The organism is Simiduia litorea (assembly GCF_042853465.1).
Taxonomy (GTDB): domain Bacteria; phylum Pseudomonadota; class Gammaproteobacteria; order Pseudomonadales; family Cellvibrionaceae; genus Simiduia; species Simiduia litorea.
This window is the reverse complement of sequence record NZ_AP031497.1, coordinates 3,427,685-3,447,976: the sequence shown is the minus strand read 5'-3', so window position 1 is coordinate 3,447,976 and position 20,292 is coordinate 3,427,685. Positions and strand designations below refer to the sequence as shown.

At 51.2% G+C, this 20,292-nt stretch carries 20 protein-coding genes; 16 read left to right on the top strand and 4 right to left on the bottom strand.

From position 1 onward, the window contains the following. Positions 1 to 5 precede the first annotated feature (5 nt). The gene (gene can, locus ACGHTT_RS15310) at positions 6 to 650 is read right to left on the bottom strand and encodes a carbonate dehydratase (protein ID WP_390591762.1); all 645 of its coding nucleotides are present in this window, start codon (positions 648 to 650) and stop codon (positions 6 to 8) included. 89 nt (positions 651 to 739) lie between these two features. Between can and sbcB the strand changes: the two genes are divergently transcribed. Beyond that, positions 740 to 2,155, top strand: a complete 1,416-nt coding sequence (gene sbcB / locus ACGHTT_RS15305; RefSeq protein ID WP_390591761.1) for an exodeoxyribonuclease I — start codon at positions 740 to 742, stop codon at positions 2,153 to 2,155. Positions 2,156 to 2,261: 106 nt separating this feature from the next. Here sbcB and ACGHTT_RS15300 read toward each other — a convergent pair whose 3' ends face one another. Next, positions 2,262 to 3,170, bottom strand: coding sequence for a DUF2971 domain-containing protein (locus ACGHTT_RS15300; RefSeq protein ID WP_390591758.1), 909 nt, complete (start codon positions 3,168 to 3,170; stop codon positions 2,262 to 2,264). Between the two features lie 132 nt (positions 3,171 to 3,302). Between ACGHTT_RS15300 and ACGHTT_RS15295 the strand changes: the two genes are divergently transcribed. Next, a complete protein-coding gene (locus ACGHTT_RS15295; RefSeq protein ID WP_390591756.1) occupies positions 3,303 to 4,310 on the top strand; it encodes an aspartate carbamoyltransferase in 1,008 nt (335 codons plus the stop codon). A 246-nt stretch (positions 4,311 to 4,556) separates the two neighbouring features. Further along, complete coding sequence (locus tag ACGHTT_RS15290; RefSeq protein WP_390591755.1) at positions 4,557 to 5,003, top strand: EF-hand domain-containing protein; 447 nt, start codon at positions 4,557 to 4,559, stop codon at positions 5,001 to 5,003. Between the two features lie 124 nt (positions 5,004 to 5,127). On the opposite strand, the gene rnt is transcribed toward ACGHTT_RS15290, so the two are convergent. Continuing rightward, positions 5,128 to 5,778, bottom strand: coding sequence for a ribonuclease T (gene rnt / locus ACGHTT_RS15285; protein ID WP_390591753.1), 651 nt, complete (start codon positions 5,776 to 5,778; stop codon positions 5,128 to 5,130). A 56-nt stretch (positions 5,779 to 5,834) separates the two neighbouring features. Then, positions 5,835 to 6,872, bottom strand: a complete 1,038-nt coding sequence (gene pyrC / locus ACGHTT_RS15280) for a dihydroorotase (protein ID WP_390591752.1) — start codon at positions 6,870 to 6,872, stop codon at positions 5,835 to 5,837. A gap of 166 nt (positions 6,873 to 7,038) precedes the next feature. Here pyrC and ACGHTT_RS15275 point away from each other — a divergent pair, with 166 nt between their 5' ends. From ACGHTT_RS15275 to ACGHTT_RS15215, 13 genes are all read left to right on the top strand, one after another. Further along, positions 7,039 to 7,935, top strand: coding sequence for an OmpA family protein (locus ACGHTT_RS15275; protein WP_390591751.1), 897 nt, complete (start codon positions 7,039 to 7,041; stop codon positions 7,933 to 7,935). 131 nt (positions 7,936 to 8,066) lie between these two features. Then, positions 8,067 to 9,287 carry an argininosuccinate synthase gene (locus tag ACGHTT_RS15270; protein ID WP_390591749.1) on the top strand — a complete coding sequence of 407 codons (1,221 nt, stop codon included), beginning with the start codon at positions 8,067 to 8,069 and terminating at the stop codon, positions 9,285 to 9,287. Positions 9,288 to 9,507: 220 nt separating this feature from the next. After that, a complete protein-coding gene (ccoN, locus tag ACGHTT_RS15265) occupies positions 9,508 to 10,953 on the top strand; it encodes a cytochrome-c oxidase, cbb3-type subunit I (protein WP_390591748.1) in 1,446 nt (481 codons plus the stop codon). Positions 10,954 to 10,963: 10 nt separating this feature from the next. Beyond that, positions 10,964 to 11,575: a cytochrome-c oxidase, cbb3-type subunit II gene (gene ccoO, locus ACGHTT_RS15260; protein ID WP_390591747.1), complete on the top strand. Its 612-nt coding sequence runs from the start codon at positions 10,964 to 10,966 to the stop codon at positions 11,573 to 11,575. Positions 11,576 to 11,577: 2 nt separating this feature from the next. After that, positions 11,578 to 11,772: a cbb3-type cytochrome c oxidase subunit 3 gene (locus ACGHTT_RS15255; RefSeq protein WP_290265743.1), complete on the top strand. Its 195-nt coding sequence runs from the start codon at positions 11,578 to 11,580 to the stop codon at positions 11,770 to 11,772. A 2-nt stretch (positions 11,773 to 11,774) separates the two neighbouring features. Continuing rightward, positions 11,775 to 12,695 carry a cytochrome-c oxidase, cbb3-type subunit III gene (ccoP, locus tag ACGHTT_RS15250; RefSeq protein ID WP_390591746.1) on the top strand — a complete coding sequence of 307 codons (921 nt, stop codon included), beginning with the start codon at positions 11,775 to 11,777 and terminating at the stop codon, positions 12,693 to 12,695. A gap of 90 nt (positions 12,696 to 12,785) precedes the next feature. Next, positions 12,786 to 14,207: a cytochrome c oxidase accessory protein CcoG gene (gene ccoG / locus ACGHTT_RS15245; RefSeq protein ID WP_390591744.1), complete on the top strand. Its 1,422-nt coding sequence runs from the start codon at positions 12,786 to 12,788 to the stop codon at positions 14,205 to 14,207. Between the two features lie 26 nt (positions 14,208 to 14,233). Next, positions 14,234 to 14,782 carry a FixH family protein gene (locus tag ACGHTT_RS15240; protein ID WP_390591743.1) on the top strand — a complete coding sequence of 183 codons (549 nt, stop codon included), beginning with the start codon at positions 14,234 to 14,236 and terminating at the stop codon, positions 14,780 to 14,782. Positions 14,783 to 14,796: 14 nt separating this feature from the next. Continuing rightward, positions 14,797 to 17,205 (top strand): heavy metal translocating P-type ATPase, encoded by a 2,409-nt coding sequence (locus tag ACGHTT_RS15235; protein ID WP_390591742.1) that lies wholly within the window; start codon positions 14,797 to 14,799, stop codon positions 17,203 to 17,205. A 31-nt stretch (positions 17,206 to 17,236) separates the two neighbouring features. Continuing rightward, the gene (gene ccoS, locus ACGHTT_RS15230; protein WP_390591740.1) at positions 17,237 to 17,410 is read left to right on the top strand and encodes a cbb3-type cytochrome oxidase assembly protein CcoS; all 174 of its coding nucleotides are present in this window, start codon (positions 17,237 to 17,239) and stop codon (positions 17,408 to 17,410) included. Position 17,411: 1 nt separating this feature from the next. Then, complete coding sequence (locus tag ACGHTT_RS15225) at positions 17,412 to 18,188, top strand: sulfite exporter TauE/SafE family protein (protein ID WP_390591738.1); 777 nt, start codon at positions 17,412 to 17,414, stop codon at positions 18,186 to 18,188. Positions 18,189 to 18,421: 233 nt separating this feature from the next. Beyond that, the gene (locus ACGHTT_RS15220; RefSeq protein ID WP_390591736.1) at positions 18,422 to 19,018 is read left to right on the top strand and encodes a Yip1 family protein; all 597 of its coding nucleotides are present in this window, start codon (positions 18,422 to 18,424) and stop codon (positions 19,016 to 19,018) included. 388 nt (positions 19,019 to 19,406) lie between these two features. After that, positions 19,407 to 20,285: an ABC transporter ATP-binding protein gene (locus tag ACGHTT_RS15215; RefSeq protein WP_390591735.1), complete on the top strand. Its 879-nt coding sequence runs from the start codon at positions 19,407 to 19,409 to the stop codon at positions 20,283 to 20,285. Positions 20,286 to 20,292: the final 7 nt, after the last annotated feature.

Genomic DNA, 20,292 nt, shown 5'->3' with positions numbered 1-20,292 from the left:
TCAAATTAGGTGGGTGTTAGTTTGAAGACTCTATATTGATCGGGGATTTGATCGACACCGGTAATGGGTTCAATTAGATCTTTCAGTAAGCCGTCGGAAACGCCGTAAATCCACCCGTGTACGGAGAGCGATTGACCTCGTGCCCAAGCATTTTGTACCACGTTGGTGCGGCTCACTTGTTGTACCTGTTGCATGACGTTGAGCTCACACAAACGGTCTACGCGTTCTTTTTCGGTGGGGTAAGATTCGATGTGGGCACGGTGAGCGTAATAAATATCGCGAATGTTACGAATCCATAAATCGATGACGCCCAGTTGTTGATTCTGCAGGGCGGCGCGCACGCCACCGCAGCCATAGTGGCCCACCACCATAATGTGATCAACTTTGAGCACATCGACGGCATACTGAATCACCGATAGGCAATTGATATCGGTGTGCAATACCACATTAGCCACATTTCTGTGTACGAATAGCTCGCCGGGCATTAAACCAACGATTTCGTTCGCGGGTACTCGGCTGTCGGAGCAACCAATCCAAAGGTAATCGGGCTCCTGTTGTTGTGAGAGTTTTAGAAAGAAATCTGGGTCTTCCGCTTTTATCGCTTCGGCCCAATTGTGATTTTTGTCGAATAGATTATCTAATTTGGTCATTTTTCAATCGAATAGCTCAAGTTCGACGAAGTATATCCCAAGTTAATTGCGCTATCATAGCGTTGAAAATGAACTGCGGGTTAAACCAAATGAATAGCCTCTTTTGGCATGACTATGAAACTTGGGGTGCAAACCCCGCACAAGATAGGCCGGCGCAATTTGCGGGGGTGCGGACAGACGAAGATCTGAATGTTATTGGCGAGCCACTGATGTTTTACGCCAAGCCCACGTGCGACTTATTGCCGCACCCAGAAGCCTGCTTGATTACTGGCATCACCCCACAAAAAGCCTTGGCCGAGGGCATTAGCGAACCGGAATTCATCGCCAAAATTCACGCTGAATTTAGTCAACCGGGCACCTGTGGCGTAGGTTATAACAGTTTACGGTTTGACGACGAGGTCACTCGCTACACCTTATACCGCAATTTTTACGATCCCTACGAGCGCGAGTGGAAAAACGGCAATTCCCGTTGGGATCTCATCGATGTTGTGCGCATGACCTATGCACTAAGGCCAGACGGCATTGAGTGGCCGGTCAAAGAGGACGGCAGTCCAAGTTTTAAGTTGGAGGATTTGGCGCGCGCCAATCACTTGCTACACGACGCTGCGCACGATGCACTGTCAGATGTGTATGCCACCATTGCCTTGGCGCGTTTAATTAAAACCAAGCAGCCAAAGCTATACGATTACGCCTACGGTTTACGTTTGAAAGATGCTGTTCAGCAGCAATTTGATTGGATCAATAAAAAGCCATTGTTGCACGTGTCGTCGCGCTTTCCCGCAGCTCAGGGTTGCAGTGCGTTGGTAATGCCGTTAGCGCCGCATCCCATTAATAAGAATGCCATTATTGTTTATAATTTGGCTGTTGATCCAACGCCGTTGATGAATTTAAACGCCGCCGACATTCGCGCTAGAGTATTTTGTGCCGACGCAGATTTGCCACAAGGTGCCGCGCGTATTCCGCTCAAGCTGGTACACGCCAATAAAAGCCCGATGCTCGCACCGCTCTCCATGCTCACCGAGTCAGTGGCTAATCGGTTACATATTGACCGCGCTCTGTGCGAGCGACATTGGGCCATGTTGCGCAACGCCGATCTCAATAGCGTGCTGCGCGAGGTGTTCAGCCAAAACGATTTTGCTCCCAATAGTGACCCTGAACAGCAACTGTATCAAGGCTTTCTACCCAATGAAGACAAGCCGTTAATGCAGCAGGTACGCGACAGTGCGCCCGAATTTCTAGCGAACATCCAGTTCAAAGATCAGCGTTTAAACGCATTGTTAATGCGCTATCGCGCGCGACATTTTTTTCACACCTTGAGCGAAGAGGAGCAGTTTGAGTGGGAAGAGCAGTGCTACATGCGCTTAACCGAGCCAGCGCAGGGCGCCGGTATCGTGCTGGATGCCTATTTCGACCGTATCGCCGAGTTGGCACAGCAGCCGAATCAAACCGAGCGCAATCAAATGATTTTGCGTGAGCTGGACGCTTACGGCGCGTCTTTGGCTTAATGAATATCGCGGCTTATAGGAAGACTTGAGCTTGGTTTGATGGCTTGGTCCAGGTGGACGTTGGCGAATGGAGAGCGGTTTGCGGCAACCACTCTCCCGTCAATACCTAACCGTTGGTGATGCGGTTAAATTCAATTTCGTATTTACCTATCGCGGGCTTTGCCTGAAAAACTTTTGCCTGATTATATTTTTCTTTGATGAGGGTATAAATCTGGCGCATGGCTTTCGGGTCTGTTTGGGCGCCGAAATACACTGCGGTCACGTCGTTGCGCTCAAATTTAACGTCTTCGTACCACTCGCTCTCGGGTTTAGCTTCCGCACCTACTTCATCTTTAACTTGCCGAAAACATCGCCACTCAGCCTCTGATGCAAAGTGCAGTGATTTACTGGTGAATTTATCGAAGAAATATTCCTGAGCATTAAACGCTTGGTTGGTGAGCACCACATCTAGCTGCTCCTTCATGCTGGTGATTTCCGGCCTAGTGGGCCGGTAGATGACCTGTTGAGGCTTGGGCAGCGAGGTAAATTCGCCGCACTGCAAGCGAATGGCAACACCGCGGTGATTGTCGGCGAAGTGCGTCCACGCTGCGACGTTATCTGGCTTCGCCGATAGGCTACAGATACGTAGCGTGCGGCAGAATTTGCGCCAGTCAACCATAAGCTGGTCGAGTAGTTGTAAGCGATTGTCGACCATTTGCGAGAGCAGCTCTCTAAGCACCTCAAGTGCCTCATCGGGCGATTGAAACCGCTCTTCGTCGCGCCAGCGGCGAATGACCACCGTGAGGGGTGCAGTGCCTCGGGGTTCATCCTTGGCAAAGATCATGGCGTTTGCCGCTTGAATGGCGGCCCCTAATATCGCTTGTGGATCGAAGCTGAGCCCTGACAGATGGTTTAGCTCAAACGGGTCTTTAAACAAATGCGGTGCGCTCCAGCGCATAGATTGGCTGTTTAAAATGTGTAATGCGGTGTCGACGCTAACATATTTCACCAGTGTTTCTGGATTGTGTATAGCCACACTAGCTCCTCTTGGGTGGTAACTTCAGGGTAGTACTTACGGTTGTTTACAGCATTGCTAGGTATAAGCGTAGCGCTTCGGGAGTCCGGCCGCTAAAATATCCGCCGTCTGTCTTTTAGCCCCGAGGTCACTGTGGATTTTACTGGCGCCCATATTCTATCGATCGATCAATTCGAACAACCCGACATTGAGCGAATTTTTCGCGTTGCCGATGCCATGGAACCCTACGCTAGTCGTCGGCGGGTAACGCGCGTTCTTGAGGGCGCCATTCTAGGAAACATGTTTTTTGAGCCAAGTACCCGTACGCGGGTGAGTTTTGGCTGCGCTTTTAACCTGTTGGGCGGCGAGGTTCGAGAGACAACGGGGTTTGAGAGCTCCGCTATTGCCAAGGGAGAGTCGCTGTACGATACCGCTCGCGTGCTCTCCGGCTACAGCGATGTGATTTGCATGCGTCACCCGCAAAACGGGTCGGTGGCGGAGTTTGCCGAGGCCAGCCGAGTGCCTGTTATCAATGGTGGCGACGGCTCTAACGAACACCCGAGCCAAGCGCTACTCGACCTTTATACCATTCGTAAAGAGCTGGCCGCTAAGGGCAAGGGCCTGAACGGTCTGCGTATCGCCATGATTGGCGACTTAAAGCATGGTCGAACCGTGCACTCCCTATGTCGTCTGCTTGCCCTTTACCAAAACCTTCAGGTGACATTGGTGTCGCCCACTGAGCTTGCCATGCCTGAGTACCTAGTGGAGCTCATGCGTAAAGCTGGCCACCAAGTACAGGTGACGGATGAGTTGACCGCGAGTATCAGCAAGGTCGATATCGCCTATTCAACCCGGATTCAAGAAGAGCGCTTTACCTCCAAACAAGAAGCAGATCTCTACCGCGGTCGCTTTCGCCTGAATCAGCAGATTTACACGCAGTTTTGTGAGCCCAATACGGTCATCATGCACCCTTTGCCGCGGGACTCGCGCGCCGAAGCCAACGAGTTGGATAATGACTTAAACGCCAACCCCAACCTCGCCATTTTCCGTCAGACCGATAACGGCATCTTAGTGCGCATGGCCTTGTTTGCCTTGGTGCTGGATGTAGTCGACTTGGTGGATAAGCACGCGCGGGAAGTGCGCTGGCACTCTAGCCGCTAGAGGGGCCATTGAGACGCAAGTGGCTGGGGCGCTAGGTTGGTAAGTGTTGGCAAAGGACTAAACCGCTTGTAGCGACTTCCTATTGGACTGGCGTTCTATATTCCAAATGCTTCTATTGGTATGGCTGTTTTGTGACCCATTATCCGTTATGGTTGGCCGTTGCCGCGTAGTATTAATAATACTAAGGACTGATCTAGGCAGCAGCAACGGATTGCCCGAGAACAAGTATAAATAGGCGGGTAGGTTATGAAACGATTACTTTTTACGTTTGTGTTATTGGGTACGGCAGTGTTTGCCGACGCACAAGCGCCGACAGACGGCTCCCACAGTTGGTTGTTAGCCAAATACGATCTCAACGGCGATTCTCAAATTTCGCAAGAAGAGATCAGTGCCAAGAAACTCGATATTTTCCGCCTGATGGATTTAAACGTGTCCGGCGGTGTGAGTTACGACGAGTATGCACAAATAGACTCAGCTCGCCGCACGCTAATCCTCAAAGCCCGTTTCAACAAGCTCGATGGCGATAAAGACGGTGAAGTTACCGAGGCTGAATACAGTAGTTTTCTGGGTCAGTTTTCCAGTATCGACGCCAATGGTGACGGTATGTTAGATAGCACCGAGATGGCGCCGCTCGATGACGAGTACAAAACCCACTGCTTTTATTGGTTCTGCTTACGGCTTGAAAACGACTAAGGTAGAGGCGTTCCTAGATGCATAAAAATAGATGCATAAAAATAGATGCATAAAAATAGATGCATAAAAAAAAGCGGCTGATGCCGCTTTTTTTTATGCGGGGTGTTCGGCATTGCGCGCCAGCTTATTCTTCTATCACCTGGCCCAGCCAGCCGCCGAGCTCGCGCCAGCGGTTAACAATCTTGCAAAACAAATCGGCGGTTTTTTCGGCATCGTAGGCCGCTGAGTGGGCCGCGCTGTTGCTGAATTCGATCCCAGCCAACTGGCACGACTTGGCCAGAACGGTGTGGCCGTATGCCAGCCCCGCCAGCGTCGCCGTATCAAAACAAGAAAAGGGGTGGAAGGGGTTGCGCTTGGCATCGCAGCGGTTGGCCGCAGCGTTGACGAAGCCTAGATCAAAATGGGCGTTGTGGCCGACAATCACGGCGCGCGAGCAGCCGTTTTCTTTCACTGCGCGACGAATGGCACGGAACAAGTCGGGAATCGCCATCATCTCCGGTACGGCGTCGCGATTGTCGATATCAATGCCAGTAAAATCCAAGGCTGCCTGCTCGACGTTAGCCCCTTCAAAAGGGTCGACGTGAAAGTCGAAGGTCTCATGCCTATGCAGTATGCCGTCGTCGTCCATGCGCAAGGTCACGGCCGCTATTTCCAATAGGGCATCGGTGTCGGCGTTAAAGCCGCCGGTTTCCACATCTACCACAACGGGTAAAAAGCCCCTAAAGCGTTGAGCTAAAAGGGTTTTTGGACTGTCTTGCGGTTCCGCTGGGTTCACTAATCTTTCGCCTTATCTATGTGGGAAGCTCTTCGGGTTAACGAAAATATGTCTGGTTACGCCGGCGCCACACGCCACTGGAGGGTTTCGCCGGCACGCAATGGAATCAGTTCACCGCCCGCCATGGGCAGAGAGTTGGGCACCTGCCAGCTATCTTTGATTAGCGTGATGGTATCAGTATTGCGCGCAATACCATAAAAGTCTGGGCCGAAGTGGCTGGCAAATCCTTCCAGTGCCGACAGGGCTCCCGCGGCCTCGAAGGCCTCGGCGTAGAGTTCAATAGCCGCGTGGGCGGTGTAGCTGCCGGCGCAACCGCAGGCGGCTTCTTTTTTATCTCGTGCGTGAGGTGCGGAGTCTGTGCCGAGGAAAAAGCGTGGGTCGCCGCTGGTTGCCGCCTTTATGAGCGCCTGTTGGTGGGTGTTTCGCTTCAAAATGGGTAGGCAGTAATAGTGTGGTCTGATGCCACCGGCCAACATGTGGTTGCGATTGTAGAGTAAATGGTGCGCGGTGATGGTTGCCGCGGTATTGGCTGAGCTCTCGGCCACAAATTGCGCGGCGTCGCTGGTGGTGATGTGTTCCATCACGATGCGAAGATTGGGTAAACGCTGGCGTAGCGGGCTTAATATCTGGTCGATAAAGACCTTTTCCCGGTCGAAAATATCGATGCTGGCATCGGTGACTTCGCCGTGCAGCAAAAACAGCATGCCGGCTTTCTCCATGGCCTCGAGCGCGGGGTAAATCTTGTCTAAGCTGGTGACACCGGAGTCTGAGTTGGTCGTAGCGCCGGCTGGGTAGAGCTTGGCGGCGACAACCCCAGCGGCTTTTGCGGCGACAATGTCGGCAGCGCTGGTGTTATCGGTCAGGTACAGCACCATCAAGGGCTCGAAGCTACTGCCCACTGGGCGCTTGGCTAAAATGCGCTGGCGATAGGCCATGGCATGCTCGGCATTCATCACTGGTGGCACTAGGTTGGGCATGATGATGGCGCGGCCAAAGTAGCGTGCTGCATCGGGCACAGTGGTGGCCAACTGCTCGCCATCGCGTAAATGAATGTGCCAGTCGTCTGGGCGGGTGAGGGTAAGTGATTGGGTCATACCAAATCCTGTGCTGGTCGGCCTTGCTGAGTGATGGCGCGCATCCTACCTAAATTAGACCTTAATTTCGACTCAAGCGAGCCGATAACCTTAGAGTTAGCCACCGGCGCGGGCGTGTATCGGTGGTCATGGTGCTGGGGTAGGCGAGGTAAATGGCGTTATGTTCATGAAAATTATCATTAAATCACCCGTTAATTGGCTGTTTGGGCTCATGCTATTGGGTACACAGGCGTTGGCTACCCAGTACACGCCAGCCATGGATAAAAGTGATTGGCAGGTTAACAGCTCAATTTTCCTGTGCGAATTGCGCCAAGAGGTGCCTTTTTACGGCGCGGCGAGCTTTTACCATAAAGCCGGCGAGCGCTTGGCGCTGCAACTACAAGCTGAAACCCCTCGGTTAAAAACCGGCAAAGCGCGACTGACAGCGCGGGCACCGGTGTGGCGGCCACACATGAAAAATATTGAGTTGGGTTTGGTATCTGTGACACAGGGTTTGTTGCCGGTGAGCCTAAACGACCAGCTCTCGAACCGTGCCTTGACCGAGTTACACGGTGGTCGCGAGTTGGTGTTCACTCGCTACCCTTGGTACGGCGCTGTAGAATCCTCGCAAGTGGCGCTGTCGCCAATTAAATTTCAGCCCGCCTACCAACAGTTTTTAAAATGCTTGTCCGGCTTATTGCCGGTGAATTACGATCAAATAGCAAAAACCTCTGTGTATTTTCCCTCCTCCGGCGATGACTTTCCCTTGTCGGAAAAACGCAAGCTAACAAATATCGCAATCTATATCTTGGCAGATCCAAAAGTGACGCACTTATATATCGACGGTCACACGGACAGTAAGGGCATTCGCGATGAAAATCTGGAGCTTTCTAAGCGGCGCGCCGAATCAGTGGCAGAATTTCTAAAGCGCGCCGGTGTCCCGGAAGATAAATTTACCGTGCGTTGGCATGGTGAGCGCTATCCGGTTGTCTCTAATCAAAGCCGAACAGGGCGCGCACAGAATAGACGCGTCACTGTTCGAGTCGATCGTGAAGTCCAGCCAGAAATGGCATCTGCTCCTTAAAAAACCTTGCATTGCGCGGCCTTAGCCCTGTGAATCGGGTAAGATTGGTTATACAATTCGCGCCCTAAATTTCCGGCTAAACCATGGTTTTGTGCGTTTAGCATCCGCTCAGCAAGTGAATGGAGTTGTCTATGTCGTCGCTAAAAAAGGTGGTACTCGCTTACTCTGGCGGGCTTGATACATCAGTGATCGCCCGGTGGTTACAAGAAACCTACGACGTAGAAGTGGTGACCTTCACTGCCGATATTGGCCAGGGTGAAGAAGTTGAGCCGGCGCGCGCGAAAGCCAAAGCCATGGGTATCAAGGAAATCTATATCGAAGATTTGCGCGAAGAATTCGTGCGCGATTATGTCTTCCCCATGTTCCGCGCAAACACCATTTACGAGGGCGAGTACTTACTCGGCACCTCCATTGCACGTCCTTTAATTGCCAAGCGTTTGGTTGAAATTGCGAACGAAACCGGCGCCGATGCTATTTCCCACGGCGCCACAGGTAAAGGTAATGACCAGGTGCGATTTGAGCTGGGTGCCTACGCACTGAAGCCTGGCATTAAAGTGATTGCACCTTGGCGCGAGTGGGATTTGAACTCGCGCGAAAAGTTGATGGACTACTGCAAACAACACAACATCCCCGTGGATTTCGCCAAGCAGAAAACCAAGTCACCTTACTCAATGGATGCCAACTTACTGCACATCTCTTATGAAGGCGGTATTTTGGAAGATCCGTGGGAAGAGGCCGAAGAGGGCATGTGGCGTTGGTCGGTATCACCTGAGGCGGCACCGGATACGCCCACTTACGTTACGCTAACTTATAAAACCGGTGATGTGGTGGCCATCGATGGCGTGGAGATGTCACCGGCTACCGTGTTGGAAACCCTAAATAAAGTGGGCGGTGCTAACGGTGTTGGCCGTTTGGACATCGTTGAAAACCGCTATGTGGGTATGAAGTCTCGCGGTTGCTATGAGACCCCAGGCGGAACCATCTTATTGAAAGCCCACCGCGCTATTGAGTCTTTGACACTTGATCGCGAAGTTGCACACCTGAAAGACGCGCTGATGCCCAAGTATGCCGAGATGATTTACAACGGTTACTGGTGGAGCCCGGAGCGCAAGATGCTACAAGTGGCCATCGATGAGTCACAGCATGTGGTGAACGGCGACGTGCGGGTCAAGCTCTATAAAGGCAACGTCAGTGTCGCCGGCCGCCGCAGTGACGACAGCTTGTTCGATGGCAAGATTGCCACCTTCGAAGACGATGCTGGTGCCTACAACCAGAAAGATGCCGAGGGCTTTATTAAGCTCAATGCCCTGCGCATGCGCATCGCAGCTGGCAAAGGCCGTAATCTGTTCTAAATCAGGCTAAAGCCCCTAAGTTGTCCTAAACTTTGGGGCTTTATGCTTTGTTGTATTTACTGTGGGTCTGCTTAAACCTTGATTCGGATCAATGTCGGACGGTTATCAGGCTTTACAATGCAGCGGTGCAACGTCTTACCACTTTCGGGTTAGAAAACAGCTCCAAAGGGGCAGGCCCCGCTAAAGAATTATTAGCTTTAAAGATATTGGGAACTTCACTATGGGTAGCCACTCAGCCGCTGGAGATCATCCAGCTTACAACTATAAGGTTGTGCGCCAGTTCGCGATCATGACCATTGTTTGGGGCATCGTCGGGATGGCCGTGGGGGTGCTCATTGCAGCACAGCTCTACTGGCCGGAGCTGAATGACCTGTTCCAGCCTTACTCACACTTCGGTCGCTTGCGCCCGTTGCATACTAACGCCGTTATTTTTGCGTTCGGTGGCTGTGCCTTATTTGCAACCTCCTATTATGTGGTTCAGCGAACTTGTCAGGCGGTTTTGTGGGGCGGTTGGTTAATACCCTTCACCTTCTGGGGTTGGCAGTTAGTCATTGTTGCCGCCGCGATTACCTTGCCGATGGGGCTGACCTCCTCGAAAGAATACGCCGAGCTCGAGTGGCCCATCGACATATTAATTACCTTAGTCTGGGTGTCCTACGCGCTGGTGTTCTTCGGCACCATCGTTAAGCGCAAGGTCGAGCACATCTATGTTGCCAACTGGTTCTACGGCGGCTTTATTCTCGTGGTGGCCGTGCTGCACTTGGTGAATTCCGCTGCAGTGCCTGTGTCTATGTTTAAGTCCTACTCGGCCTACGCTGGTGCCATGGATGCCATGGTGCAGTGGTGGTACGGGCATAACGCGGTTGGCTTCTTCTTAACTGCAGGTTTCTTGGGCATGATGTATTACTTCGTGCCGAAGCAAGCCGGTCGTCCAGTGTATTCCTATCAGCTGTCTATCGTGCATTTCTGGGCGCTGATCTCTCTGTACATCTGGGCTGGTGCGCACCACTTACACTACTCTGCCTTACCCGATTGGGCCCAGAGCTTAGGTATGGTGATGTCTTTGATTCTGCTGGCACCCAGCTGGGGCGGTATGATCAACGGGATTATGACGCTTTCAGGTGCTTGGCATAAATTGCGCACCGATCCGACCCTGCGCTTCCTTGTGGTTTCATTGTCTTTCTATGGCATGTCTACCTTCGAAGGCCCCATGATGTCCATTAAAACGGTGAATGCCTTGTCGCATAACACTGATTGGACCATTGGTCATGTACATTCCGGCGCTTTAGGTTGGGTTGCGATGATCTCCATCGGCGCGATTTATCACCTGATTCCCGTGCTGTTTGGCAAGAAAGAAATGTACAGCGTAAAGTTGATTAACACCCATTTCTGGTTGGCCACTATCGGTACTGTTTTGTACATTGCTGCTATGTGGGTAAACGGCATTATGCAGGGTCTGATGTGGCGCGCCTTTAATGCTGACGGCACCTTAACCTACAGCTTTGCTGAATCCGTTGAGGCGAGCTACCCGGGCTATTTCGTTCGCTTTATGGGTGGTGCTTTCTTCCTGCTAGGCATGTTAATCATGGCCTATAACACCTACCGCACAGTGACTGACGAGCGCGAAGAGCAGCAAGTCGCTTTAAACAATGCTCAGGCGGCTTGAGGACTAGCAGATGAAAAATCATGACATCGTAGAAAAGAATATCGGCCTTATGGCGGTGCTAACCATCGTAGCCATTAGTTTCGGTACGTTGGTGGAAATTGTTCCGCAGTTTTATCTAAAAGAAACCACCGAGCCGGTAGCGGGTTTGAAGCCCTTGCCCGCGTTGGAGCTTGAAGGCAGAGACATTTATATCCGCGAGGGTTGTCACGTTTGCCATACCCAAATGGTGCGTCCGCTGCGTGCAGAAGTGGAGCGTTACGGGCACTACTCAGTGGCTGGCGAATCCGTTTATGAGCATCCGTTCCTGTGGGGCTCAAAACGCACGGGCCCAGATTTGGCGCGCGTCGGCCAGCGTTATTCGGACGAATGGCAGAAAGCGCATTTATACAACCCGCGCAACGTTGTGCCTAAGTCCAATATGCCCGCTTTCCCTTGGCTATTTGACAACGTGCTGACCGGCGAGTTAACCGGTAGGAAAATGGCTGCACTGCGCTCTGTGGGCGTGCCCTACACCGATGCCGATATTGAAGGCGCGCAAGCGGCTGTTAAAGGCACGGCTGAAATTGATGCATTAGTGGCCTATTTGCAACAGTTAGGCACCTTAGTAACTCAGAAGCGTTAATGATGGATATGAATGATTTGCGTTCCCTCGGAACGGTGTTTGTGACTTTGGCGTTCATTGGCGTCTGCTGGTGGGCATTTGCGCCAAGCCGCAGAAAGCGTTTCGAAGAGGCGGCCAATCTGCCTTTTGCAGATGAGGAGCCACGCAAGCCAACCCAACAACTTCATCCCGAAACCGATGAAGAGAGGCAGGATTAATTATGAGTATTTTTTGGAACCTGTGGATCATTGTTCTAACGCTAACCTGTTTAGCGTTGATAACTTGGGTGCTGTTTGCCAACCGTAAAGTCGCGGTAAACGATGATGATGATCCGGAAAATAGAACCACGGGCCATGTTTACGATGGCATCGAAGAATTTGATAACCCGCTGCCCAAGTGGTGGTTTCAAATGTTCGTCGCGACGTTAATTTTTGGCGCTATTTATCTAGTTATTTTTCCCGGTTTAGGTTCGTGGAAGGGTATTCACCCGAGCTATCAAGATGGCTGGACGTCGCATAAGCAACTCGAAGGCGAGCAGCAGAAAGCGCAAGCAGCCTACGTAGAGAGCTTTGGTAAATACCAAAAAATGCCGATTGAAGAGCTGGTCAATGAACCTCGCGCCATGAAAATGGGCATGCGTTTGTTCGCCAACAACTGTGCGATTTGTCACGGTGCCGATGGTGGCGGTAGCTATGGCTTTCCAAGTTTGATTGACAACGATTGGCTTTACGGTGGCAGTCCAGAAACCATTTTACAAACCCTCACCTACGGTCGTAACGGTAACATGCCACCTTGGGGCCCCGTTATCGGCGAAGCTGCGGTACAAAGCTCTGCAGAGTACGTGATGAGCTTGTCCGGTATGGAACACGATGCCGCCTTAGCCAAACAGGGTGCCAGCGTTTTCGCCGGCAATTGTGCCGCCTGTCACGGTGCCGATGGGAAAGGTATTCAAGCCATGGGTGCACCGAACCTGACCGATGATATTTGGTTGTATGACGGTTCGCGCAAGGGTATTCGCCACTCAATTCGTGAAGGTCGAGCTAACAAGATGCCTGCGCAGGCAGACAAGTTACGCGAAGATAAAATTCATTTGTTAGCGGCTTATGTCTATAGCTTGTCTTTAGACCAAAACGCCCAGTAAACATAAAAAGGGCAGTAGAGCTGCCCTTTTTATTGCGCAAAAATCACCTTCTGGTGGTTTTATTCTGTTTGCTTTTACGAGTTGCTTCCCATGTCTGATCAAGAGTTGAAAGATCAACGTAAGGATTCAGAACAACAACAAGAAAAAATTCGCTACGTCGATGTCTACGAGTCTTCCGGCCGTATTTATACCCGGAAAATAACTGGTTTTTTCCAAAAACTACGTCGCTATACCGGGTTGCCTTTGCTGGCCGGCTTTTTGTTGATGCCTTGGTTTGTTATCGACGATCGTCCAGCCATGTTGTTTGATCTTTCGACTCGCCAGTTCCATATCTTGTGGTTAACCTTCGGCCCGCAGGACGCCATGTTATTATCTTGGCTGCTGATTATTGCCGCTTTCAGTTTATTTACAGTCACGGTTCTAGTGGGTCGGGTGTGGTGTGGTTTTACTTGCCCGCAAACGGTTTGGACCATGATGTTTATTTGGGCTGAGCATTTCTTTGAGGGCGATCGCAATAAGCGCATAAAGCTCGATCAGCAGCCCATGAACCCGCGCAAGTTTGCGCGAAAGTTCGGCAAACATAGCATGTGGGTAACCATATCTTTGATAACGGGCGTCACCTTTATTGGCTATTTTACGCCGGTGCGAGAGTTGATTGCCGGCTTGGCCACTTTTTCGGCGGAGCCTATATCGGCGTTTTGGGTGTTGTTTTTTGCTGGAGCAACCTATTTGAATGCCGGCTATATGCGCGAGCAAGTGTGCAAGTACATGTGCCCTTACGCGCGTTTTCAGTCGGTTATGTACGATCAAGATACGTTGACCGTTTTCTATGATTACAAGCGCGGCGAGTCTCGTGGCCCGCGTAAACCTGATGAAGATGCAAAGGCCAAAGGACTAGGTGATTGCATCGATTGTTCTTGGTGCGTTCAAGTCTGCCCAGTTGATATTGATATTCGCGATGGCGTGCAGTTGGAGTGTATCGACTGTGGGCTCTGCGTCGACGCGTGCAATAGCGTCATGGATAAAATGGGTTATGATCGAGGCTTAATCCGTTTCACCACTGAGGACGCCATTAAAAATGGCACCACCCACGTGTTCCGGCCGCGATTAATTGGCTATGCGGTGGCGGTGCTTTTGATGATAGCTGTGTTTGCCTATACGGTGAGCAACCGTGTGCCCATTAAGGTGGACGTATTGCGCGATCGCGGTGCCAATATGTATCGTGTCGTTGGCGACGATATTCAAAACGTTTACACCTTGAAAATTCTCAATCTCGATCCTGCGGATCAAGTTTATAGAATCGAAGTGCGAGGTGAGCACCACTTTAGCTTGGGCGGCTATCGCCCAACCGTGATTGAGCAAGGTGAACTGCTGAGCTTTCCGGTTCGGGTATCTGTGCCGCGAGGCGAGCTTACAACCACTAAAACGACAATTGAGTTCTATGTGGAAAGTGAAGATAACCCAGAGCTAAATACCACGGCTACGGCGAGTTTTATCGGCCCAACCCATTAATGTAACGACCTCGGAAACGATAGAAAATGGCTCATGAACAATCAACACTCGATCAAGGACCTTGGTATCGCCAAGGTTGGGCTTGGTTTTTACTGACGCCATTAATTGTGATTGTGTTGGTTATGGCGGGTTATATTTCTATCGCCGTGAAGCTGTCCGATGATGTGGTTATCGATAATTATTACCGCGAAGGGCGCATGTATAACGAGCGCCTTGAGCAAGATCATCGCGCCACGGCGCTGGCCATGCGCGCTGAGTTGGATTTCGATTTAGAAACCGGCGAAGTTTTTTTACAGTTGAGCGGTGCCGAGTTACCCGCGTCCTTGGTGTTGGTGCTACAGCACCCGACCGAGGCCGATCTCGATCAAACGGTTACTTTAGCTGCTACAGGGCAAGGTAATTATCGCGGTGATTTAACCTTAAGCGTCAACTTTTCTCGCTATCTTTTACTCTTTCCCGGCGCCTCGGCGAGCGAGCGAGGAACCGCCCCGTGGCGCTTGAAGGATAAAATTGATTTTCAAGCGTCTCACGCCGTCATCCTGCAGGCCACTGAGAAGCAAACCGCCGATCAATAGGCGAGACATCCCTCGTGGCAGATACCCCTTGCTATCACTGCAACCTACCCACACCCGAGCCGGTCGAGTTCTTCGTTGTTATCGATGGTGAATCTAGGCCCATGTGTTGCCCCGGGTGCCAAGCGATAGCAAGTGCCATTGTCGATGGTGGCTTGTCAAATTTTTATCGCTATCGCACGGCCGTGAATACGCGTCCTGATGCCCATCTTGCTGACTACAGTGCCTATGATTTGGTTGATCTACAGGCTGACTTCGTTACCGGCGACCTAGCGCAGCGCAGCGCATTTTTATTGTTAGATGGCCTAACCTGCGCCGCCTGTGTTTGGCTGATCGAAAAACATATGTATGCCATTGATGGTGTATTAAAAGTGTCTGTAAACGCCACCAACCACCGCCTTACCTTAGTGTTTGATAGCGCTAAGGTTCAACTCTCTAGTTTGATGTTTGAACTCGATCGCATTGGTTATCAACCTATGCCCGCTAACGATGAAAACCAGCGCGACCTGTGGCAGAAAAATCGAAATGCTTTGTTGATGCGTCTGGGCGTTGCCGGTTTTGGCATGATGCAGGTCATGATGGTCGCCATCGCGCTTTATGCCGGCGCGCTGCAAGACTTCGAGGGCATTTGGCAAAGTTTTTTTCGCTGGGTAAGTTTAATTGTTGCAACACCTGTGGTGTTCTTTAGTGCGCAACCTTTTTTCCGAGCAGCGATTAACAGTTTGAAACAGCGGCAGCTGGTTATGGATGTGCCGGTCGCGCTTGCCATCGGTGGTGCTTATTTAGCCAGCGCCTGGGCCACGGTGACGGAAACCGGTGACGTGTATTTTGAATCGGTGTCGATGTTTACCTTCTTTCTCTTGCTCGGGCGCTATTTAGAACTGCGATTGCGCCATAAAAACGCCAACAGTTTGCGCAGTGTCGGGTTGCGCTTACCGCTCACTGCCCGGCGGCTCCAGCCTCAGGATGAACAGCAGTACGATGTCATTTCCATTAAACAATTGCAGGTTGGCGACAAGGTACGGGTGCTGGCCGGCGAGACATTACCCTGTGATGGTGTGGTTGTGGACGGGGTCAGTCATGTGGATGAAGCGCTTATTACCGGAGAGTCAGATGCGGTAAAAAAAACTACCGGTGCGAGAGTTATCGCCGGCAGTATTAATTTAGACAGTCAGTTGTGTATCTGCGCCGAGGCTGTTGGGCAGCAAACCCAATTGTCTGCCATCGAGCACTTAGTGGCACGTGCAGAGTCTGATAAACCCCTGCAAGTGAATTTGGCTGATAGGCTGGCGCGTTTTTTTGTCGCTCGGCTGCTGGTTGTGGTGGCATTGGTTGCCGGCTTTTGGCTTTGGTATCAGCCCGAGCAAGCGTTTTGGGTGACGCTATCGGTGCTCGTAGTGACCTGCCCTTGTGCTCTATCGCTGGCCACGCCGGTGGCGTTAACGCGTGCCACCCTGTGGTTGCGCGAAAAAGGTTTATTGGTTACGCGCGGTCACGTGGTGGAAGCCCTTGCGCGCATTGATACTGTGGTGTTCGATAAAACCGGAACCTTAACTCAGGGTAAGTTGGCGTTGGTGCAGCTTCAACCTTTGTCCGATTCGGTTAGCCCGGCTGATATGCAGGCTATCGTTGCAGCACTGGAAGCGGGGTCGCGGCATCCCATCGCCAAGGCGTTTGAACACATGGCAATTCACAAGGGTGTCACGGACTTAGTGCAGTACCCCTCACAGGGTGTTGAAGGCCGGCTTAATGGCGAAACCTTTCGCTTTGGTCGCGCTGATTTTTTTTGCAGCTGGTACGGCGATCAATTACCGCAGGCCCCGGATGAAAAGCGGCCATGGTATTTATTGGGTTCAGAGGCCGAACCCCTGGCCTGGTTTGAATTGTGCGATTCACTGCGCGACGATGCGCCGGAGACTATTCGGCGTTTAAAAAAGCGTGGCTTAAAGGTGTTGCTACTCAGTGGCGATCGCCAGGCCGTCGTCAGTCAGTTGGCACACCGAGTGGCAATCGACGAAGCGCTTGGCGATCTGTTACCGAAACAAAAGCTGGCGCGGGTGCAACAATTACAGCAGCAAGGTCACACGATTTTGATGGTGGGAGATGGTATTAATGACGTGCCGGTGTTAGCCGGCGCCGATGTGTCTGTCGCCATGGCGGGCGCCACCGATTTGGCACAGGTGAACGCTGACACCCTGTTGACCCATGGCCGTTTGGGCGTGCTAGTGGAGAGTTTACAGCTAGCGCTTGCGTGCAAGCGCACCATCAAGCAAAACTTAACCTGGGCGATAGCGTATAATCTGATCGCCCTGCCTTTTGCTGCTATGGGGTGGGTGCCGCCCTATGTTGCCGCCGCCGGCATGAGTTTGAGTTCACTGGTGGTGGTTATCAATGCCATGGGTTTGGACCGAAAGCTAAAACGGTAAATGTTACTCGCGCTATTGGAATAATTCAGCCATGGAAATTCTTTTTTTATTAGTACCCATTGCGCTCATCTTTATCGGACTGGCAATTAAGCTGCTGTTTTGGGCGGTAAAAAACGGCCAGTACGATGACCTCAACACGGAGGGTCAGCGCATTTTGTTTGACGACGAAAGCAAACCCTCCACCGCGCCTAAGAAGCCAGAATAAGATGGAATTGGGTTTTGCGGCACTGTCGGTATTTGTGGTGGGCTTAATGGGTGCCGGGCATTGCTTAGGCATGTGCGGCGGAATTGTTGGCGCCCTGTCGATGGCGGCAGCCTCCAGTCGTGAGCGCTGGCTGCGCTTATTACTTTATAATATTGGTCGCTTATCCAGCTACAGTCTGTTGGGTGCCGTGGTCGGTGTTTTGGGTTTCGCGTTCGCGCAAATCCTCGGTCCCTGGTTGCGCGTTGTGGCGGGTTTGCTGCTGATTTTAATGGGTTTTTATCTCGCCAATTGGTGGCGTGCGTTGGTGTGGCTGGAACAGGGCGGTGCCTATTTATGGCGTTTTTTGCAGCCTTTAGGGAAGAAACTGTTGCCACTTAGCGCCCCGTGGCAGGCTTTACCCCTAGGCATGTTGTGGGGCTTCCTGCCCTGTGGCCTGGTGTATACCGCCTTGGCTTTCGCGGCCAGCCAAGGCGATGGAGTGAGTGGCGCTTTGATGATGCTCGCGTTTGGCTTAGGTACTTTGCCGGCCATTATTGTCTCTGGTGCACTCGCCGTACAATTACAAACACTCTTGGCTAACGCGTCTCTGCGTCTGGTGATGGCGTTGCTATTAATCGCCTTCGGTGTGTGGACCTCGGCTGTCGCTTTTGCCCACGCAAGCCATACAAGTTCCGCGCCGCATACCGCAACAAACTTCTCCGCCTCAAACCTCTCTACCACAAACTACGCCGTTACAAACAATGCTGCCATCATGAACCAGCAACCTTGGCATCATTGATCGAATTTTAAGCATCTGTGCATCTGGGTAGCACTTAGTACTATCGAGTTGGGTAATCAAGAAACAAAAAACGATCAAATTGGTTGCTCCTTTACCAGTTCCTTGACGGTGATAGGTGCTTATAACACTCTTTGGCTGGTCCTAATGATAGCGGGACCAATTGTTCCCTCTCTTTGTGATGTGTTTGGGTTCACTGACAATAAAAATAAGTGAAACTGCAAGGATATTAAAAGATGTTAAACCACGCCCTTGGTTTGTTAGTTCATCCGCGTAAGCAATGGCAAGCCCTTCATGATTTATCTGATGATTCGCTAAAACGTAACTCGCCCTACACTATCGTATTGGCGCTATTGCCAGCCTTGGCTTGGTATATTGGCACCACCGAATTCGGTTGGCGTGTTGGCCAAGGCGAAGCCACATACATGACCGAGTACAGCGCTTTGTCACTCATGGGTGGTTTTTATTTTGGGCTGTTAGTTGCCGTTACCGTAATAGGTTATTTTATTCACTGGATGTCGAAAACCTATGGTGTAAAAACCGATCCCCTCAAAGGTTTCGTGGTCGCTGGTTTTATTGCCACACCAATATTTTTAGTGGGGATTGCTGGAATCTACCCGCTGGTCTGGTTAAACATACTCTTGGTGTTGGCAGCATTGAGTTATGCTATCTATCTTCTGTTCACAGGTATTCCGATCATGTTTGATATGTCGGATGAGCGTGGTTTTCTGTTTGCCAGCGCGGTGATGGGCGTGGCAATGGTCGTTACGGTCGCCATGATGGCCGGCACTGTCCTGTTTTGGGACTTCGTATCCTCGCCGGTTTTTCATTGATTTTCTTGGCGTCGGATTAAGTTGCGGCGCCGGTGAATGCCATGTTCATACAACATGATGGTGAATTTTTACTTTAGCCCCGCTAAGGTTAGGCCATCCGCATCTTGCCAGTACAACAGTGTGCCATCTCGCCTGATTGGTTTAGGGATATTTGTCCCTCGACACTCTTGCTTGCCGCTGCATCCGTTCGACGCATTTTCTTGTCGCTGAACCAATCTTGATAACACCGCTTAATTGATTAGGCTACTATCAGCACCGAACTGAGATCTTCTTTGAGCGGTCATCACGTGGCTGGGCAACCGTTGTTGCCCAGCCGGTAGATATTTGAGCTGGGTGCAAAAGAAATCGCAAACAATAACAATGTATAACAACACTTTAAGGAATGAAGATGCTGGAAATTCGAAATCTCACCAAAACTTACGATAACGGTGTCAAGGCCTTAGATGATGTTTGTTTAACCATTGAAAGAGGTATGTTTGGCCTTTTAGGGCCTAATGGCGCGGGTAAATCTTCGCTCATGCGCACTATTTCAACGCTCCAGCAGGCGGATGCAGGCACCATTCTATTTGACGGGGTGGATGTGAGTAAAAACCCTGATCAAATCCGCCAACGGCTTGGTTATCTTCCCCAAGACTTCGATGTCTACCCGCGCATAAGTGCGCTAGATCTTTTGGATCACATGGCGATTCTCAAGGGCCTCGATAAACGCGGGGAGCGGCGTGACTCGGTCGAATCACTGCTTGCGCAAACAAATTTGTGGGATGCGCGGAAGAAAGCGGTGAGTACTTTTTCCGGCGGTATGAAGCAACGCTTCGGTATTGCTCAAGCACTTCTAGGCGACCCAGATTTAATCATCGTAGACGAACCAACGGCCGGTCTCGATCCGGAAGAGCGTAACCGGTTTCATAATTTGTTGGCGGATATCGGTGAAAACAAAGTAGTTATTTTATCCACGCATATTGTTGATGATGTAGAAGAGCTGTGTAGCAAGTTGGCCATTTTAGCCAGCGGGAAAATTCAGTTGATTGGCGAACCGGGGTCGGTTATCGACACCCTACGCGATCGGGTGTGGCGTAAAGTTATCAATAAAGAGCAGCTGCCAGAGTATCAACAGGAACACCAAGTCATTTCTACCCACCTAAAATCCGGAAAAACCGTTATTCATGTGTTGTCGGATCAGCAACCCTGTGAAGGTTTTGATAGCCTGATACCAGATTTAGAAGATGTCTATTTTGCAACCCTGTTGCAATCGCGTAAAAGCGCCTAACGGGGAG

Bases quoted from the DNA above. Each gene is read 5' to 3' on its own strand.
- ACGHTT_RS15240 (WP_390591743.1), top strand. From the start codon at position 14,234: ATGGCTCATGAACAATCAACACTCGATCAAGGACCTTGGTATCGCCAA.
- ccoG (WP_390591744.1), top strand. From the start codon at position 12,786: ATGTCTGATCAAGAGTTGAAAGATCAACGTAAGGATTCAGAACAACAA.
- ACGHTT_RS15215 (WP_390591735.1), top strand. From the start codon at position 19,407: ATGCTGGAAATTCGAAATCTCACCAAAACTTACGATAACGGTGTCAAG.
- ACGHTT_RS15255 (WP_290265743.1), top strand. From the start codon at position 11,578: ATGGATATGAATGATTTGCGTTCCCTCGGAACGGTGTTTGTGACTTTG.
- can (WP_390591762.1), bottom strand. From the start codon at position 650: ATGACCAAATTAGATAATCTATTCGACAAAAATCACAATTGGGCCGAA.
- ACGHTT_RS15220 (WP_390591736.1), top strand. From the start codon at position 18,422: ATGTTAAACCACGCCCTTGGTTTGTTAGTTCATCCGCGTAAGCAATGG.
- pyrC (WP_390591752.1), bottom strand. From the start codon at position 6,872: ATGACCCAATCACTTACCCTCACCCGCCCAGACGACTGGCACATTCAT.
- ccoN (WP_390591748.1), top strand. From the start codon at position 9,508: ATGGGTAGCCACTCAGCCGCTGGAGATCATCCAGCTTACAACTATAAG.
- ACGHTT_RS15290 (WP_390591755.1), top strand. From the start codon at position 4,557: ATGAAACGATTACTTTTTACGTTTGTGTTATTGGGTACGGCAGTGTTT.
- ccoP (WP_390591746.1), top strand. From the start codon at position 11,775: ATGAGTATTTTTTGGAACCTGTGGATCATTGTTCTAACGCTAACCTGT.
- ccoO (WP_390591747.1), top strand. From the start codon at position 10,964: ATGAAAAATCATGACATCGTAGAAAAGAATATCGGCCTTATGGCGGTG.
- ccoS (WP_390591740.1), top strand. From the start codon at position 17,237: ATGGAAATTCTTTTTTTATTAGTACCCATTGCGCTCATCTTTATCGGA.
- ACGHTT_RS15275 (WP_390591751.1), top strand. From the start codon at position 7,039: ATGAAAATTATCATTAAATCACCCGTTAATTGGCTGTTTGGGCTCATG.
- ACGHTT_RS15270 (WP_390591749.1), top strand. From the start codon at position 8,067: ATGTCGTCGCTAAAAAAGGTGGTACTCGCTTACTCTGGCGGGCTTGAT.
- sbcB (WP_390591761.1), top strand. From the start codon at position 740: ATGAATAGCCTCTTTTGGCATGACTATGAAACTTGGGGTGCAAACCCC.
- ACGHTT_RS15225 (WP_390591738.1), top strand. From the start codon at position 17,412: ATGGAATTGGGTTTTGCGGCACTGTCGGTATTTGTGGTGGGCTTAATG.